This is a genomic window from Acinetobacter sp. KH_038 (assembly GCF_057839405.1).
Genome location: NZ_JBYQPF010000003.1, coordinates 1 through 16705 on the forward strand (window position 1 = coordinate 1; position 16705 = coordinate 16705).

The 16705-nt window shown below is 35.4% G+C and carries 21 protein-coding genes and 2 pseudogenes; 11 read left to right on the forward strand and 12 right to left on the reverse strand.

Translation table 11 applies throughout. From position 1 onward, the window contains the following. From repM to AC3IT7_RS15595, 3 genes are read left to right on the forward strand one after another with little or no spacing between them, the layout of a single operon-like run. Positions 1 to 933 (forward strand): replication initiation protein RepM, encoded by a 933-nt coding sequence (gene repM, locus AC3IT7_RS15585; protein WP_002124966.1) that lies wholly within the window; start codon positions 1 to 3, stop codon positions 931 to 933. Between the two features lie 59 nt (positions 934 to 992). After that, positions 993 to 1553 carry a plasmid replication DNA-binding protein gene (locus AC3IT7_RS15590; protein ID WP_489250062.1) on the forward strand — a complete coding sequence of 187 codons (561 nt, stop codon included), beginning with the start codon at positions 993 to 995 and terminating at the stop codon, positions 1551 to 1553. A 20-nt stretch (positions 1554 to 1573) separates the two neighbouring features. Continuing rightward, on the forward strand, positions 1574 to 1717 hold the full coding sequence (locus AC3IT7_RS15595) for a hypothetical protein (protein WP_001125247.1): 144 nt from the start codon (positions 1574 to 1576) through the stop codon (positions 1715 to 1717). 198 nt (positions 1718 to 1915) lie between these two features. Here AC3IT7_RS15595 and AC3IT7_RS15600 read toward each other — a convergent pair whose 3' ends face one another. Beyond that, entirely contained in the window at positions 1916 to 3145 is a 1230-nt protein-coding gene (locus tag AC3IT7_RS15600; RefSeq protein WP_005166634.1) for an MFS transporter, read from the reverse strand. A gap of 169 nt (positions 3146 to 3314) precedes the next feature. Here AC3IT7_RS15600 and AC3IT7_RS15605 point away from each other — a divergent pair, with 169 nt between their 5' ends. Beyond that, entirely contained in the window at positions 3315 to 3458 is a 144-nt protein-coding gene (locus AC3IT7_RS15605; protein WP_005166632.1) for a hypothetical protein, read from the forward strand. Positions 3459 to 3720: 262 nt separating this feature from the next. Here AC3IT7_RS15605 and AC3IT7_RS15610 read toward each other — a convergent pair whose 3' ends face one another. Beyond that, positions 3721 to 5013 (reverse strand): MFS transporter, encoded by a 1293-nt coding sequence (locus AC3IT7_RS15610; RefSeq protein ID WP_489250063.1) that lies wholly within the window; start codon positions 5011 to 5013, stop codon positions 3721 to 3723. Between the two features lie 170 nt (positions 5014 to 5183). Between AC3IT7_RS15610 and AC3IT7_RS15615 the strand changes: the two are divergent. Continuing rightward, a pseudogene (locus AC3IT7_RS15615) lies at positions 5184 to 5285 on the forward strand (IS982 family transposase); the annotation flags it as partial. Between the two features lie 577 nt (positions 5286 to 5862). On the opposite strand, the gene AC3IT7_RS15620 reads toward AC3IT7_RS15615, so the two are convergent. The 7 genes and pseudogenes from AC3IT7_RS15620 to AC3IT7_RS15650 form a co-directional block, all read right to left on the reverse strand. After that, entirely contained in the window at positions 5863 to 6189 is a 327-nt protein-coding gene (locus AC3IT7_RS15620) for a hypothetical protein (RefSeq protein ID WP_489250064.1), read from the reverse strand. Positions 6190 to 6344: 155 nt separating this feature from the next. After that, on the reverse strand, positions 6345 to 6542 hold the full coding sequence (locus AC3IT7_RS15625; RefSeq protein WP_489250065.1) for a hypothetical protein: 198 nt from the start codon (positions 6540 to 6542) through the stop codon (positions 6345 to 6347). A 67-nt stretch (positions 6543 to 6609) separates the two neighbouring features. Further along, complete coding sequence (locus tag AC3IT7_RS15630; protein ID WP_489250066.1) at positions 6610 to 6837, reverse strand: hypothetical protein; 228 nt, start codon at positions 6835 to 6837, stop codon at positions 6610 to 6612. 103 nt (positions 6838 to 6940) lie between these two features. After that, entirely contained in the window at positions 6941 to 7156 is a 216-nt protein-coding gene (locus AC3IT7_RS15635; RefSeq protein ID WP_489250067.1) for a cold-shock protein, read from the reverse strand. Positions 7157 to 7972: 816 nt separating this feature from the next. Further along, positions 7973 to 8163 (reverse strand): annotated as a pseudogene (locus AC3IT7_RS15640) (YqaE/Pmp3 family membrane protein). A gap of 328 nt (positions 8164 to 8491) precedes the next feature. Continuing rightward, entirely contained in the window at positions 8492 to 9826 is a 1335-nt protein-coding gene (locus tag AC3IT7_RS15645) for an ISNCY family transposase (protein ID WP_489250029.1), read from the reverse strand. Between the two features lie 147 nt (positions 9827 to 9973). Further along, positions 9974 to 10195, reverse strand: coding sequence for a hypothetical protein (locus AC3IT7_RS15650; RefSeq protein ID WP_489250054.1), 222 nt, complete (start codon positions 10193 to 10195; stop codon positions 9974 to 9976). 245 nt (positions 10196 to 10440) lie between these two features. Here AC3IT7_RS15650 and AC3IT7_RS15655 point away from each other — a divergent pair, with 245 nt between their 5' ends. Beyond that, a complete protein-coding gene (locus AC3IT7_RS15655) occupies positions 10441 to 10686 on the forward strand; it encodes a type II toxin-antitoxin system RelB/DinJ family antitoxin (RefSeq protein WP_489250055.1) in 246 nt (81 codons plus the stop codon). After that, positions 10676 to 10969, forward strand: a complete 294-nt coding sequence (locus tag AC3IT7_RS15660; protein ID WP_489250056.1) for a type II toxin-antitoxin system RelE family toxin — start codon at positions 10676 to 10678, stop codon at positions 10967 to 10969. The genes AC3IT7_RS15655 and AC3IT7_RS15660 overlap by 11 nt, the downstream gene beginning before the upstream one ends. A 65-nt stretch (positions 10970 to 11034) precedes the next feature. On the opposite strand, the gene arsH is transcribed toward AC3IT7_RS15660, so the two are convergent. The 3 genes from arsH to AC3IT7_RS15675 are packed head-to-tail and all read right to left on the reverse strand — an operon-like array spanning position 11035 to position 13104. Further along, positions 11035 to 11739 carry an arsenical resistance protein ArsH gene (gene arsH / locus AC3IT7_RS15665; RefSeq protein ID WP_489250057.1) on the reverse strand — a complete coding sequence of 235 codons (705 nt, stop codon included), beginning with the start codon at positions 11737 to 11739 and terminating at the stop codon, positions 11035 to 11037. A gap of 5 nt (positions 11740 to 11744) precedes the next feature. Continuing rightward, complete coding sequence (arsB, locus tag AC3IT7_RS15670; protein ID WP_489250058.1) at positions 11745 to 12785, reverse strand: ACR3 family arsenite efflux transporter; 1041 nt, start codon at positions 12783 to 12785, stop codon at positions 11745 to 11747. A gap of 4 nt (positions 12786 to 12789) precedes the next feature. Next, complete coding sequence (locus AC3IT7_RS15675) at positions 12790 to 13104, reverse strand: ArsR/SmtB family transcription factor (protein ID WP_489250059.1); 315 nt, start codon at positions 13102 to 13104, stop codon at positions 12790 to 12792. Positions 13105 to 13186: 82 nt separating this feature from the next. Between AC3IT7_RS15675 and arsC the strand changes: the two genes are divergently transcribed. The 4 genes from arsC (at position 13187) to AC3IT7_RS15695 (ending at position 16078) form a co-directional block, all read left to right on the forward strand. Beyond that, a complete protein-coding gene (gene arsC / locus AC3IT7_RS15680) occupies positions 13187 to 13615 on the forward strand; it encodes an arsenate reductase (glutaredoxin) (protein WP_489250060.1) in 429 nt (142 codons plus the stop codon). 242 nt (positions 13616 to 13857) lie between these two features. Beyond that, a complete protein-coding gene (locus AC3IT7_RS15685; RefSeq protein WP_489250061.1) occupies positions 13858 to 14292 on the forward strand; it encodes an Imm44 family immunity protein in 435 nt (144 codons plus the stop codon). A gap of 454 nt (positions 14293 to 14746) precedes the next feature. Continuing rightward, positions 14747 to 15184: a hypothetical protein gene (locus tag AC3IT7_RS15690; RefSeq protein ID WP_180191642.1), complete on the forward strand. Its 438-nt coding sequence runs from the start codon at positions 14747 to 14749 to the stop codon at positions 15182 to 15184. A 552-nt stretch (positions 15185 to 15736) separates the two neighbouring features. After that, entirely contained in the window at positions 15737 to 16078 is a 342-nt protein-coding gene (locus AC3IT7_RS15695) for a hypothetical protein (protein WP_163169833.1), read from the forward strand. Positions 16079 to 16705 lie beyond the last annotated feature (627 nt).

The window sequence follows — 16705 nt, forward strand, 5'->3', positions numbered from 1 at the left end:
ATGCGAGATCTAGTTGTAAAAGATAATGCTTTAATTAACGCAAGCTATAACCTAGATCTAGTTGAACAGCGACTTATTCTTTTAGCTATTGTTGAAGCAAGAGAAAGTGGTAAAGGCATTAATGCAAACAACCCTTTAGAAGTGCATGCAGAGAGCTATATCAATCAATTCAATGTTGCAAGACAGACTGCCTATCAAGCATTAAAGGATGCTTCAAAAGATTTATTTGCTAGACAATTTAGCTATCAAGAGATGAATAAACGAGGAAACATCGAAAACGTACTAAGCCGATGGGTTAGTGAGATTCGTTATATTGATGCTGAAGCGACTGTTAAGTTAATTTTTGCACCTGCTATTGTTCCATTAATTACTAAACTCGAAGAACAGTTCACTAAGTATGAATTACAGCAAGTTAGTAATCTCAGTAGTGCTTATGCTGTACGCCTATATGAATTATTGATCGCATGGCGTAGCACTGGCCAAACTCCTGTTATAGAGCTTGAAGAGTTTAGAAAAAAAATTGGTGTGCTTGATGATGAGTACACAAGAATGGGGAACTTTAAAGACAGAGTCTTACATCTAGCTATAGCTCAAGTTAATGAGTTTACAGATATCACTGTTAAATATGAGCAGCATAAAAAAGGACGTTCAATTTATGGCTTTTCATTCTCATTCAAGCAAAAGAAAAACGTTAACAAACCAAATCTAGAAGCTAGAGATCAAAACACCTTAGATATTTTCACCAAGTTAACAGATGCTCAGCGTCATTTATTTGCTAACAAATTGTCAGAACTGCCTGAAATGAGTAAGTATTCTCAAGGCACCGAAAGCTATCCGCAATTTGCCGTACGAATTGCCGAAATGCTATTAGATGCTGAAAAATTTAAAGAACTATATCCATATCTAGTAAAGGTTGGCTTTCAAACAAAATAAAGATAATGTTCAGTAATATGCTCACCTGAACATCCTTGTACATGAACAGAGGGATTGTATTGAACACTACAAAATTTAGCGTTATGGACGCAAGTAAAGCCTTTAAAAAATCACGGACAACAATATATGAGGCTTTAAAAAATGGTGAATTATCAAGAGATAATGATGGTCTAATAGACTTATCTGAACTTATCAGAGTTTATGGCAACCCAATCGGTGTTCAGTCCAGTACACGTACTGAACAAGTTCAGAAGGATGTACAGGTACACGTTCAATCTGAAGTCGAAAATCTATTAAAAGATCAGATTTCTTTACTAAAAAATCAGTTAGATTTAGCAAATCAAAGAGAAAAGTCTTTGATGCAACATATTGAAGATCTTACTCATAGAATTGAGTTTAAAGGCACCTTAGAACAGTCACAACAAGAAAATATTGAGAAGCTAAATGAATCTACAAATTCAAATATAGCAACGGATCCTCGGTCACAGACTGACTCTAACTATGACGAATTGACTACTTCCGAGAGTAAACGGATCCATCTTCCCGAGCATGTTGAACCAGAACCTAAAAAACGTGGATTATTTGGCCGTGTGCTAAATGCTGTTTTTGATCATGACTGAGCAATCTAGGGAGAGAAATCATGCCGAAACTGAAAGACATTGCCCTGGGCATTATTGTGGCTCCGCTGCTGATCCCGATTATGCTGATTGCATCGTACCAGGATAAAAAGGCACTGAAGAAAGAGCTGGATGAACGCCAAAAAGAAAAAGACCAGGCATCCTGATTATTCAATTGACCTAATCAAGATCGTGGAACATTGTTCACTTATTAAGCGTGGAACATGAAAAATCCACAAAAAAGCCTAAGAGTGACTGCTTAGGCTTTTTTTAAAGATATAAGACATTGTTTTAAAATGAATTTTACAGAGCATTTCGTATAAGGTGTATTATGTTCATTTTAATAATTCTTAAAAAACTGCTTATTATGTTCTAAATTTTTTAAGTTGGGTATTAGGTAGGAATAAAGTAAAAATTCCTAATAAAGGTAAATATGAACATAGTGTAAATACCCATTCTATGCCGTTTCTATCAGCTAGATATCCTAAACTAGCTGCTGCTATACCACTTAAACCAAACATTAAACCAAACATTAGTCCAGCAATCATCCCAACACGCCCAGGAACCGCTTCTTGTGCATATACGACCATTGCAGAAAATGCAGATGAAATAATTAAACCCGACATAATCGCGAGAATACATGTCCAAAATAAATTTGCATAAGGAATGAATATAGCGAATGGAGCCATTCCTAAAAACGAAATCCAAATAACCGCTTTACGTCCAATACGATCACCAATAGGGCCACCAAAAAATGTACCAAAAGCGACTGCTGCCAAAAAAGCAAATAAATATAATTGAGCACTCTGAATTGGAAGCTTAAATTTTTCGATTAAATAAAAAGTATAGTAATTGCTGATGCTTGCGATATAAGTAAACTTTACAAGCATTAGTATAGAAATAATTATGAGAGCTCGAACTAAGGTACGGCCATTTAATTTAAAACTTGTGATAGATGTTGTTTTGCTAATTTGAGTTTCCGCATGATGAATAGTCCATTTACTCACTTTAAATAAAACAAAAATTGCAATTAAAGCAAATAACACCAACCAGGATGCTGAAGCTTGACCGTTAGGGACGATAATAATAGCAGCCAACAATGGACCAATTGCAGACCCAGTATTACCACCAACTTGAAAAGTCGATTGAGCTGTACCAAATCGACCACCAGAAGCCATACGTGCAACACGAGAAGCTTCAGGATGAAAAGTTGATGAACCAACCCCAATTAGTGACGCAGAGACAAGTAGCATATAAAAACTACTAGAAAATGCGAGCATTACAATCCCTATCAAGGTAACTACCATTCCTAAAGGCAGAAGATAAGGTTTGGGATATTTGTCAGTATATAAACCGATCCAAGGTTGCAATAATGAAGCTGTAATTTGGTAGACCAATGAAATTAGACCGATTTGCGTAAAACTTAATGAAAAATTATCTTTTAGTAATGGGTAAATAGCTGGTAAAGCAGCTTGAATTAAATCATTGAGTAAATGTGCGAAAGCGACAGCAAAAATAATATGATTTACCATTTTCGGCACCAAGTTGGTAACTTCAACTTGTGTGTTTTCCTTTATCTGAATAGGTGGTTGCATGAAATACCTTACGTGCCTTAAACCCTTAATAATTACTATTATAATCTGTGAACCGTACCGGGTTTGTCGAAGACTTTTTTATTTAAGTTAAGCCACCTGACCTAACGGGTTAATCTTATCATCGAACATTGTTTCAAACTCAAAAGGTGGCACATAAGGGAGAAAGATCATGCCAAAATTGAAAGATATTGTCCTGAGTATTGTGATGGCTCCTGTACTGATCCCGATCATGCTGATTACGTCTTACCAGGATAAAAAGGCTCTAAAGAAAGACCTAAATAAACGCCAAAAAGAAAAAGACCAAGCTTCCTGATTACTCACCTGAGCTTATCAAATCCGTGGAACATTGCTCAAAATTCAAGCGCAGAACAAGGGGAAACATAAAAAAAGCCCATTCGAGGGTGAATGGGCTTTTTAATAGTATATAAGAAATTGATTTTTAAAGGAATAAGATTTGAATTTCGTATAACGCGTATTATGTTCATTTTAGAGAAGTTAAATAAAAAACACCCAATGCATTGCATAAGGTGTTTTTTATGGAATAAATATCAAACTAGTTTAGAACTAGATGCTTATTAATGATCATCTTTCAAATATTTAGCTTCTTTTGGTAGCTGTAGACTACATAAAAAGCAAATCACTAGCATCACAATCACATAAATAAAGAATGTATTTTCAATACCGGCGGATTTAAACTGTAATGCAACAGAAGGTGCTGAGCCACCGAAAACTGCATTTCCGACTGCATAAGAAAAACCCACTCCCAGTGCACGTACATGTGGCGGGAACATCTCTGCCTTTACGATACCACTGATTGAAGTATATAAACTCAACAGCATCATTAGGAAAATCAACAACAGTGCGACAATCACTGGTGAATCACTAAATGTCCGCATTCCAATTGCCATGACTGGATAAATTGCAATTGCCATCAAACTACTAAATAACAGCATGGAATTTCGACGGCTAATCTTATCGGATAATATGCCAAAGAATGGCTGAGCTACCATTAGGATAAAGATACATACAGTCATAATAAGACCTACTGTGGTCGCATCGATACCAATATTGGTCATGTAGGTCTTTGAATAAACAGTAATAACATAAAAACTGAGTGAACCCGCGGAAGTATAACCCACTACCAGTAAAAAAGTTTTCCAGTGATTCTTAAATAACTCTCTAAGTGTGCCTGATTCTTCCTTATCGCTCTCGTCATGGGACAGCGTTTCTTCCAGACGGCTACGTGCCAGTAAAGACACAATCGCTGCTAAACCACCAATCACGAATGGAATACGCCACCCACCTTCTTGTAACTGTTGCTCAGTCATAAAGCCAAGAAAAATCACGCCCAATAGACTTGCCAATAGCTGACCACCGGTCAAAGTTACGTACTGGAAGGAGGAAAAAAATCCGCGCTGTCCTTTAAGACCCAATTCACTCATATAAGTAGCGACTGCACCATATTCCCCTCCGACCGACAAGCCCTGTAACAGACGCACCAACAACAACAGGAATGGTGCGGCCATTCCGACCTGCTCATAGGTAGGCAAAGCTGCAAACAAGAATGAACTTAAAGCCATCAGACAGATAGAAATTACCATGGATTTTTTACGGCCATGTTTATCAGCAATGCGGCCAAATAACCAGCTACCAATTGGACGCATAAAGAAGCTAGCGGCAAAAACACCCCAGACATAAATAGCCTGTGTAGAGTTATCCATATTCGGTGCAGTAAGTGCTTTAGTAAAATACACCGCAAATACAGCATAAATATAGAAATCGAACCATTCTACTAAGTTACCGGAGGCTGCACCTACAATCCCCTTAATACGACTTTTTTTTTCCTCTTTGGTATAAGCTTGACTCAAAATATGACATCCTTATTTTTACATTTTTAAAATTTCTTGTTTACAAAAACTGTAATTATTCCCTTTAACGGATATTACTTAACCCGAATCATGGATAAGAAATTGAGTTGAACAAAAGAGGACTGAGTTGATAAATGAGTTACGACACACATAAATCAACTAGCCATTCTATATGCGATTTTACAACTTTATTCTGCAAAATTGATGATTTTTTTCAGAGAAATGCAGCCGTCTATTGGCAATATCTAAAGCAAGAAAATCCTAAAGTCAGGGGGAAGAAACTGGACACTTGGAAAGCTTTTAATATTTATATGAAGCAATGACTCCCTTAACAAAAAATCTCTTATTTGAAATTTTAAAAACTTGATTTTTCCACTAAACAACTCTCTATTTAACATAATGGCGGTTATACGAAGTACACTTGTATATTAATATAAATATCAATAACTTAAAAATTTCAGCCTGATCACAAAAAGCTCAAAAAATGGCTTTTGTAATAAGTTGGTGAGTTTTTAGGCGAATCTGTAACATTTTGCCAAGAAAATTGATTAACAAATGATCAGTTTGGTAATCAGTGCCCATTTCATGCGGATCCAGGTTCCAAAACTATCCCCAATTGCTGGGGATAAAATTTAGGCTATTTTGTACGCTTTGGCGCACATCAATCTCGGCCCTTTGCTACTACCTGGAACAGTGGAATTTTCCTATGATCAAGTCATCAGGAACAGGATGTTCCATAACATAAAACAAAAATTATAAGTTATTGCACATGGACCAGAGGGTACAACAGCACAATCAGCAACGATGAAAAACCCCGGCAGGATGCCGGGGTTTTTTATTTACTATAATTTAAATACTCATTTGCCACTTTTTAATTAAAGTATCTCCACCCAGCATAAAATCTTCAAGTGTTGAACCAAAAGAACATTTTAAAGTCATTGCATTTAAGCAACGCAAAAGAAGATAGCGAGGGAGTAAACATAACTCCTCAAAATCAAAATAGTTTCTTAAATGATAATCACATAAAAATGATTTGATTATTTCATGATATTCTTCGTTTTCTAATACTATATCAGCAAGTTTTAAAAGTGATTCTGCACCTTTTAGATAAGCTTGCTCATGTGATCTTTCTATGTCTAAAGATATAGTAGATAAAATAATTTTAGAAAAACTCATGTTTACCCCACTAAGTGTAGAAATAGTATTTTCATACTTAGAAAGGACAGTAACACTATCTAATTATCTAAAATAGGCTTTCAAATAAATTTTATGTATAAATAGATAAGATGCTTGTTTTTTACTTGTTAAAATTAAGTACAGATTATCTTTATCTATAAAATTTTAAAGATTTTTCCACTTAAAGTACTTTGAAAAAACATTTCAAAACTAGGTCGAATATCTTCACCCTCAACAGTGATATGTTTTATATTTGAATGAGAGCCAGTAATGGTAAACTGATGATCTACAGTTGCTTGAATAGCGTGTTTAACCCCAAACTGATCTTTTACATTAATACTGTGTTTAAGCATATATACCTTTATTAACATTATAGTTAAAACTATTTAAATAAATATCTGATTTTTAGTATTTTTTTATCTAGAAAACTCTATGATCCAGTTTAAATAACTGATTTAAAGAAGTATAAAATGTACGGCCATCTAAATTTAAATCAACCTCCATCCCCGATGAAAGAAGAACTCTTTTACCCACTTCGATTGTTTTTAACCCCTGACGTGTACTTTGCGTTTTATTGAGGGGAATTAATGAAACAATAATTTCAGTACCATTTTTAGCTTTTGCAATTAAATAATTTATTTTTAACAACTCGAATCCTGTTTTTCTGAAAATTTTCCAATTTTGGAAATAACTTAAAATTAAATTTTAAAAAAAGCACTCATAAGTGCTTTTTATTACTGCTTATTACTGCTTAGATAGCAACAATATTTACAGCATTCGGTCCTTTTTGACCTTGGGCTACGCTGAATTCAACCATTTGGCCTTCCATTAAGGTTTTGAAACCTGAACTTGCGATTTCGCTAAAATGAGCAAAAACGTCTGGACCTGATTCTTGTTGAATAAAACCAAAACCTTTAGTTTCGTTAAACCACTTTACAGTACCTTTAACAATATTTGAGTTTGACATAATATATCCTACTAATTTTTAATAATTTTGAGTCATTTTATTGACTGGTATAACTTTGAAAATAATAAAGAAGCGACTTAAAATCTGAAAAAACGAAGGATTATGACTAAAACTGCGATACTTAAAGAAGATTTACCGGAACAAGACTTTTTTCTAGTTAAAGTAACTATACACTAAAAATAGAAATAATCAAGTTTTCTTATATATATATTTAATAAACTAATAAATAATCAAAAAATATAATAAAATCATGTTTTTATTGTAAATGTAACAATATAAGGTTAGTATGTTGGTCTAGTAAGATTGATAAGTAATGAATGCGATTATATAGTTCTGTAATAACAATATTAATGTTTTTAATTTCGGGAATGATGATTTTTTCCCAGACACAAATCATATATCAACCACCAAATTTTACCGTTTTAAATATCTCTAGTTAGAAGTATTTTATAAAAAACCGCCTAATAGGCGGTTTTTTTAATTTTTGAAGAAATAATGAATCTCTCTGTTTAACATAAAATCTCTTATGCAAAGTCAAAAAAGTAACCCCATACCCATATGGGATAGGAGCTTTGTAGAAAAAAATAGAGTGAATCTGATAAAAAATGAAACCCTCTAATTCTTTTTTTAATTATTTTTCTAACCAAAAATTAGAGGGTTAATTTCTTTAGCTCTGGAGCTTTATATTTATTATGATAAGACTTATTAGATCACTTATTACTCGAATAATCCTCTCCAATCTGCTCATTGACTTATGGATAAGTGTGATGGAAATCACAAAAGACATTAGATCTAAAAATTAGAAAATTAAACTATTTATGATGAGCGAATTGCTCTTCTAATTTTCTGATCGGTTTTGTATTGCGACAAAGCATATGCCGCCCAGATAGTAGCTGGGATCCAACCTAAAATCGTAATCTGAAGAAATAAACACATCATTCCTGCAAATGGACGACCTATCGTAAAAACAGTAGCCAAGGAAAAAGCAAAGCAATCAGAAATCTCATAATACGTTCCTATTAATACATTATTTTAAATAAGTGAATTTTCATTAAGAGGTAGCCAAGACTCCTGTTTTTCAATGAGCCAATTTCAGTGCAAGCACATAAAATAATGACTCATCAAAAAACCGGATGATGTTTATTAAAACTGAACAAAATCGTGGACTATTGCTTATTTATTGAGCGCGGAACATGGTAAAACAATAAAAAAGCCCAACCTGGTAAAGTTGGGCTTAAAAATAGAAACTACAGCCTTGATTTCTAAGGAAAATTATAACACTGTTATTCACCAATTAAAATGTCTATGCGATAAACCATTTAAAATGTCCTGTTTTTAACTAAAAGAGTCAAGCACAGGATTTAACTTTCTTTGTTCAATAACAGCTTTCTGAGCTTTACGACTCGGCATACTTTTCTTGAGACGGGAACGTTTATTCTGTTTTTCCAACTCTTCATGCTGTTGCTGAATATGTGCCAGAACTGTACCTAACCGTTTATTCTCAACGATCTCATTCTGCTGTAGCCCAGCTAATTTATTGAAAATGCTGTAGTTGAGCTTTCGTCCCTCGTGCATGAGGGCCACAGTCCCATCCGGGTACTCCAGAAATGAAATATATTGCCCAACAAGCTTATGATTCAGCTCTATCGGTTCAAGCAGATAAATACATTTGTCATAGGTCAGGGTCAGATTCTTGGTGACCTTACGCGGTTCCTGCCAGGTAAAAATATCATCCAGTTCAAGATGAGATTCGGTTAATGGCCGATGTAAATTCTTTGAGTTTCGCGCACACTTGGCAAACTTCTGATTGAAATGCTCAATAAAGCAGGGCAGCCAGGCATTTGCCTCGGCAATTGAACAGATACCTTCTAGGCGCATTTCCTTGATCAGGCGATCCTGGAGTGTTCTATTGGCACGTTCCACACGGCCTTTGGCCTGGGGTGAGTTGGCGAAGATAATATCAATATTTAACTCATTCAGAATCCGCCCAAATTGCGTGATCTGGCTATCTTGCCTGGATTTCTGGTTGACTCTAAATACCGAGTGTTTATCGCTATAAAAGGCCAAGGGCTTGCCGTATTGCTCAATGTAGGCTTGGGTTGAAAGCATATAGTCAAAGGTCGTTTCAGCCTCACAAAAGCGTAGATGCAACAGCTTGCCGGTAGCATCATCGATATAAACCAGCAAACAGCATTTGGTGGCTCTTCCTTCAAACCAGTCATGATATGAGCCATCAATCTGGATCAGCTCACCGAAGCAATCACGGTTATAGCGTGGCTGGTATGGGCGTTTTAGACGTTTGGATCGCGGAATCCAAAGGTCATTTGCAGTCATCCAGCGCCGAACCGTTTCTACCGGGATATTCAGGCCAAACATGCTGCTGAGCTTCTCATGAGCCAATGTAGGACCAAAGCCAAGTAAATGTTCAGAAATAATGGAAAGACATTCTGATTTTAACAGGACGTCATGGCGACGATGACCCGGTTGACCACGACTGGCATGTGCCATACCTGAGACACCATCTTGATTGAGCTTCTGCAATAACCGGGTAATTTGACGGGTGGAAAGATTCAGGATTTCAGCAGCACGGACCTGGGTAATACGATGATCTCTAACGTCTTGCAGAACTGCAAGACGTTGAATTTCTTTATCAGACATAGTGATCAGCATCTATATTTTATATCCAGTCCATGGTGATAAAAACCATCATAAACCAGACATTTTTATTGGTGAGAATATAGACACTTTAAATGGGTTCTAACAAACACATTTCATATAAGGTGTATTATGTTAATTTTAAAAAAGCTATAAATTAATTTATTCACTAATAATAAATACTCCATTTAATCGCTCTAATATTATTGGAATAGTAGATTCCCAGACTTCAGAAGTTAGGCTTAACTTAATTTCTTCAGGATAAAAAGTTAATAACTCTTTGATAGCAGGCCTTTCGTTCTCTGGTAAGCATTCAATTAAAACCATCAAAACTTTAGGATCAAAGCATCTTTTTGATTTAGCTTTTAGAATTAAAATTGGCATATTGCACCGTTATTCTAATAATGTGTTTAAAATTAATTATATCAACTGATTAAATATACTATAAATGATTATTTGTATCAAAAATTGAGCAAGCGTCTAATATTAGAATTAGATTTTTGATCATCTAACGAGGAGAATCTAAGTTATTAATTTCTTCATTTAACATAATTGTTATTATAAGAAGTCGACTCGTAATGCAATTTGCATTACACTATTCCTAGCACATTAAACACTTGGGAAATATGATGGCTACTGTTAACTTCAGGGTCGATGAAGCCCTTAAAGAAAAATCTTATTCAATCCTCAAAGAGCAAGGTATTGCACCTACGGATTTCTTCACTAGTATTCTTGAGTATGTTGCTACGACTGGGAAACTGCCCGTCAAAAAAGCTTTGCTTTCGGAAGAAGATGAAGAATTATTAGCTATTGTCCGTAAGCGCATTAATGATCCTAAAGAGATGTTTGAGGAAGTCACATTAGATGACTTATAAGCTTTTACGTCACAAGGACTTTACAGCAGAATGGGAAAAACTCCCTGTTGCTATACGAGATCAATTTAAAAAGAAAATAGCCAAAGTCATAGAGCAGCCACATATTCCAAAGAATATGCTTAGAGGCGATCTTGCAGGTTGCTATAAAATCAAATTATTAAAAGCTGGTGTCCGACTTGTCTATCAAGTTAGAGATGATCAGGTAGTTATCCTGCTCATTACCGTCGGAAAACGAGCTGATAGCATGGTTTATGACGAAGCGAAAAAGCGAATTAAAGACTAAAAATAGGAGCTTATAGCTCCCATTTCTGCCTTCGTATAACGTGTAGTATGTTAATTTTAAGAAATCTAAATACTCTTCTGATTCACACGTTTTGAAAGCTCTTCCGCACTTTCTACACGTTCAGAGTAGCGATCAGTTAGATATGAGGACTGTCCCCTGGTTAAAAGCGTAAACTTATAAAGTTCTTCCATCACATCGACGATCCTCGTGTAATAAGAAGAAGGTTTCATACGACCATCATCTTCAAACTCAAGAAATGCTTTAGGAACTGATGACTGGTTTGGTATCGTGATCATACGCATCCAACGCCCTAAAATACGTAATTGATTTACAGCATTAAAAGATTGCGAACCTCCACACACTTGCATTACAGCTAAGGTTTTACCTTGCGTTGCACGTATTGCGCCTGCTGCTAATGGAATCCAGTCAATTTGAGCTTTTAAAATCGAACTCATTGAACCATGACGTTCGGGAGAGCACCAAACCATGCCTTCTGACCATGCTAAAAGTTCATGCAGTTCTTTTACCTTGGGATGCTGCATATCACCATCCTCAGGAAGAGGTAGCCCTTTAGGATGGAAAATTTTAACTTCCGCACCGAAGTACTCCAGGATTCGGCCTGCTTCCTGAACAGCTAAACGGCTATAGGATCTATCACGATTTGAGCCATACAGAAGCAGTATTCTTGGAGGATGTTCAAGGTTCTTTGCCTGAACTTTTTCTAAAGTTGGCTTTTCCAAAAGACTGAAATCAATATTGGGTAAATTCATCAGATTTATATCTCTTTAAAAACTTTTTTTCTGAGCCATAGCGAGACTGTGACTAAGGCAATCAAGACAGGCACTTCAACCAATGGACCAATTACGGTGGTGAAGGCGACAGGGGAAGCTAGTCCAAAAGTGGCAATCGCTACAGCCAGTGCTAATTCAAAATTGTTGCCTGCCGCAGTAAAGGAAATAGCAGTCGTTTTAGGGTAATCGTTGCCCATCCACTTACTCATAAAGAAGCTGATGAAGAACATTGCAACAAAATAGATCGTCAAAGGAATAGCGATTCTAAGCACGTCTAGAGGAAGGCTAATCACTTCACCACCTTTAAGACTGAACATGGCTACAATCGTGAATAAAAGCGCAATAAGGCTGATTGGGCTAATCTTTGGGATAAACTTAGTTTGATACCAATCCAAACCTTTCTGTTTGACTAAAATCAGCCGGGTTAAAAAACCAAGTAAGAATGGAATACCTAGATAAACCAGAACAGCATTAGTAATGGTCCAAAAGCTTACATCAATGATTTGTGCTTCTACCCCAAAGAATGGCGGTAAGAAGGTCAAGAACAACCAAGCATAAGTACTAAAGAACAAGATCTGGAAGATACTGTTAAACGCAACCAAAGCAGCAACATATTGATTATCCCCACATGCCAGACCATTCCAGACGAGGACCATCGCAATACATCGAGCTAAGCCTATGAGAATTAGGCCAGTCATATATTCAGGATAGGCGTGCAGAAAAATAATGGCCAAGCCAAACATTAAGCAAGGTGCAATGATCCAGTTTTGAACAAGAGATAATGTAAGGGTACGCTTATCCTCAAAGACTTTAGGCAAGGTTGCATAGTCAACTTTGGCAAGTGGTGGATACATCATCAAAATAAGCCCTATTGCGATAGGGATATTCACTGAATTAATGCTTAATTGATCTAATACAACAGATGTTTGAGGGAAAAACACCCCAATACCTACGCCTAATGCCATGGTAATGAAAATCCATAGAGTTAGGTTTCGATCTAAGAATGAGAGCTTTGATGCGGACATTGAATTACTCGCATTGCATAGAGATAGATAAGTTGCTCGTAGGTTTATTTAATACTTCATCATTCAAAACACTGAACACTGCATTTACCCATTCTGGTAAATCAGGATTTAATCGGTAATACACCCATTGTCCCTTGCGCTCATCTAGCAAAATTGAAAGGTTACGGAGTAAAGCCAAGTGACGAGAAATTTTAGGTTGGCTCAGTTGTAATATCTCTGTGATTTCACAAACACATACATTTTGTCTTTCTAAAATAATTTTTAAAATATTTAGACGTGTCGGGTCAGATAGGCATTTAAAGAAATCTGCTTGATCCATAATCTATACTCCAATATATGCTATTGCGAATATACGTATATCCATATATAAATGCAATATTATTAAGTCCTGAGTAAGTTTAATGTCATCAAAAGTTAAGATCTATCATAATCCAGCGTGCGGAACATCAAGAAATACACTGGCGCTAATTCGAAATACCGGAGAAGAACCCGAAATTATTGAGTATCTTCTCAACCCTCCAGGTAAAAGTGAACTCATTAATTTAATTGAGAAATCAGGTCTCTCTATACGTGAAGCTATTCGCAAAAACGTGGAACCTTTTGAAGCTCACAACTTGGATCAGCAGCACTGGACAAATGAACAGCTCATTAATTTTATGCTTGAGTATCCAATTTTAATTAATCGTCCATTTGTTGTGACTGAACTGGGGGTAAAACTCTGTAGACCATCTGAACTCGTTTTAGATATTTTGTCTGCGCCTCAATTAGGAGCTTTTATCAAAGAGGATGGTGAAATGATCATTGATAAAAGTGGACAAAGAATTAAGTAAAAATAACCTATTGAGCATTATACAAGATGTAAAAAGAATTATTAAAAATGGGAGCTTATAACTCCCATTTTCGATTTCAAATAGTATCTATCATACTAATTATAGAAAACTGAATAGCCACCGATTTTGTAGACACCTTTTAGTTAGATATGCATAGATTGCAAACTGAAAAAATTCTTAACCATATAGAAACTTTTGGTTCGAGACCACCGTTGAACAAAACTAATTACTAGGAAATATTTATGGAAGTATGGTTAAGCGCAGAGTTAAGTAGCGAGGTTTTAAATGAAGAACAAACTTCACAGGAATCTAAAGCACGTAATGCAGTTGAAGATGCTTTAAATGCTCAACTTCAAAATAAGTCTTATGATATTCCAATAAATAAATGGAAGTGCATTTCGATTATAATGGGGGGAGATAGTTTTGATGAGCGCATTTTTTATTCAATTAAACGTAAAAATATGGACTTTCGCTTAAGAATTGATCCCACCACCTTTAAGGCAACTAATGATTTAGGTCGTCAGAAGCTCATTTTTTCAATGCTCTTAAGAAGTTTAGATTTATTAAAAGCTAAATTTGAAAAAGTTCGTCCTAAACTTGATCCTAAAGTTTTTGAAGAATTAGAAAGGCTTAAATCTGATGCGATAAATGTGGCAAAAGAAGAAAATTGGATTTAATTTTTTTCTTCATAAAATCCCATAAAATTAAAAATAAGCACCAGGATGGCGCTATATAAAACATGCAAGAACACAGAGACCTAATGTTCTAATAAAAAATCCCGGCATCCTGCCGGGATTTTTTATTTATAAGATTAATTTTTAATTTCATTCATCTGTTTAACATAAAACCTCTTATGCGAAGTACAACAACGGCTAACGCCACTATACAAGGGGACACACTTTACACTTTTTTAGATTGGCTACTTTGATGCAGCTCTGAAGGCTGTACGGGCATAGTTTTAATCTTTGGCGTAGTAACACTTAGGTTTCATTCAAATAAAGATCACTGAGGATCTGAAGAGGATCTGTAGCCCAGCGGTTGCTGGCACATAAGCTGTTATGGATCAAACTTTTTTACTCTCTTACCCCATCTACGGTTATATTTGTTTCACCCTAATATTAAGAATCTAAGATGAAAAAACTCTTTATCTCTTTTGGTTTTATAATTCCTGTTGTTTCTTTTGCCCAACAACCTAAGTGGGAATTAGTAAATGCTTTTGTTCAACCTAAAGAAGAATTAGTAAAAGTTTATCTAGACAAAAATTCAATAAAAACAAGTGACAATGATATTCGTTCTTTTGATATGAAAATGATTTATCCAAACTCTAAACATAACTTCCAGGCAAATTTTACTGTTATGTGTTCGCGTGGATATTACTTGGATGATAAATATCTAGGTAGACCAGACTCACCGAAAGAATGGACTCACATATTTACAAGGAACACAGTGATGGGAGATATAAAGGTTACTCCTGGTTTAGCATTTCATGCAGTATGTGCAGATAGACTTTGGAAAAACAAAGATGTGAACACAATTGAATTTCAAAACAAAGCTGCTGGATCACTTTAAAATCTGTGGCCCGGCGGTTGCGACACATAAGCTGTCATGGATCGAACCAGGGAACAGCTGGCTAAAGCCACTATATAAGGCCCAAACCTATACACTTTCTTCTGAAACTCACGTACAGAAAGGCTTACAGGGCCATAAATGCAAGATTTTAATGTTTAAAAAATCTTGATTAATACTGACCTTATATTGGCCGTCCTCAGGATCTCAAAAGCATCTTGAATTACATTTTGGCTATGCCAGCAGCTCCGCAGGACAAGATTCCACGTTGAGCCTGAAAGGCGAATAAGTGGAAGTAATGAGGGTAAATATGCTTGCATGTTGGCCAACATTACACATCTTGCCAATATCACTGAAAGTTCAATTGCATATAAACGCATATAATTGCACATCAAAATGAATAAAAACCACTTAAAAGCTTATAGTTGCAGATAATTTCATATAAAATCTTATAAAATCTTATAAAATCTTATAAAATCTTATAAAAGCTCATAATTGCATATAGTTGCATATAGTTGCACATAATTACATTAATTAAAGAAAGAGGAAGTCATTATGGTCACTAGACATGGCGCTAAAAAATTCATCATCTCTGTATTACCAGAAATAGAAAAACGGCTAGAAGCTGGTTATACAATTAAGGAAATCCACGCTGATTTACCTGAGCTAGCGAACAATATTTCTTACAGTTCAGTTTTGCGAAATTTGAATAAAATGGGAATGAGTGAAAAAAAGGTACATCTACATAAAATAGAAAAATTAGAGTCCCAGGATATGGTCCCCACTTCTAATGAAAAAATGAAAATGACGAATGCAGAAAGAAATACAGAAAAATTGAAGACTAAAAAACCTGTTTTTTCTTATGACCCTCATACAAAAGGTAAAGATTTTATCTAATCAATATAAAACTTAGCTTTTAAATGCACTCATTTGCGATTTAAGCTCAACTTCACATAGGAAGGTACAGAACGAGTGTCTACGAGTGAAATCGCTGAAATTCGCGCTTAGACTCTCTGAAAAACAATCTTTTAGATATTCGAAGCTAAAAACTTTTTAATTAAATATAAAAATTCGATTCTAGATCGAGCGCAGCGAGCAAAAAAGCTCTATGAGCGAAGCGAATTCATCGTGCTTTTGCTTTTTATTGAAGTCACAACGAGATGAGCCAAAAAATTTCCCCGACGAATCGAGCGAAAGCGAGATTCAATAGAGTTTGAGCGTAGCGAAAACCAAGGGCAATTTTTCACTCCTTGGGCTTTTAATTATTTTAAAGTTTTTAAATGCTTTTAGACATGCTGAAAGCCTTTGTTTACAATGCTTTCAAGGGTTATATGACTACGTTTACCTACCAATATGACTACGTTTACCTACCAATATGACTACGTTTACCTACCAATATGACTACGTTTACCTACCATAAGTCTACTTATTTTTTTTTGTAGATTTAACTACGTTTACCTTGCATTTAACTACATAATATTTTATATAGATTTATATTCAGAAATAAAAAAGTAGACTAATAAC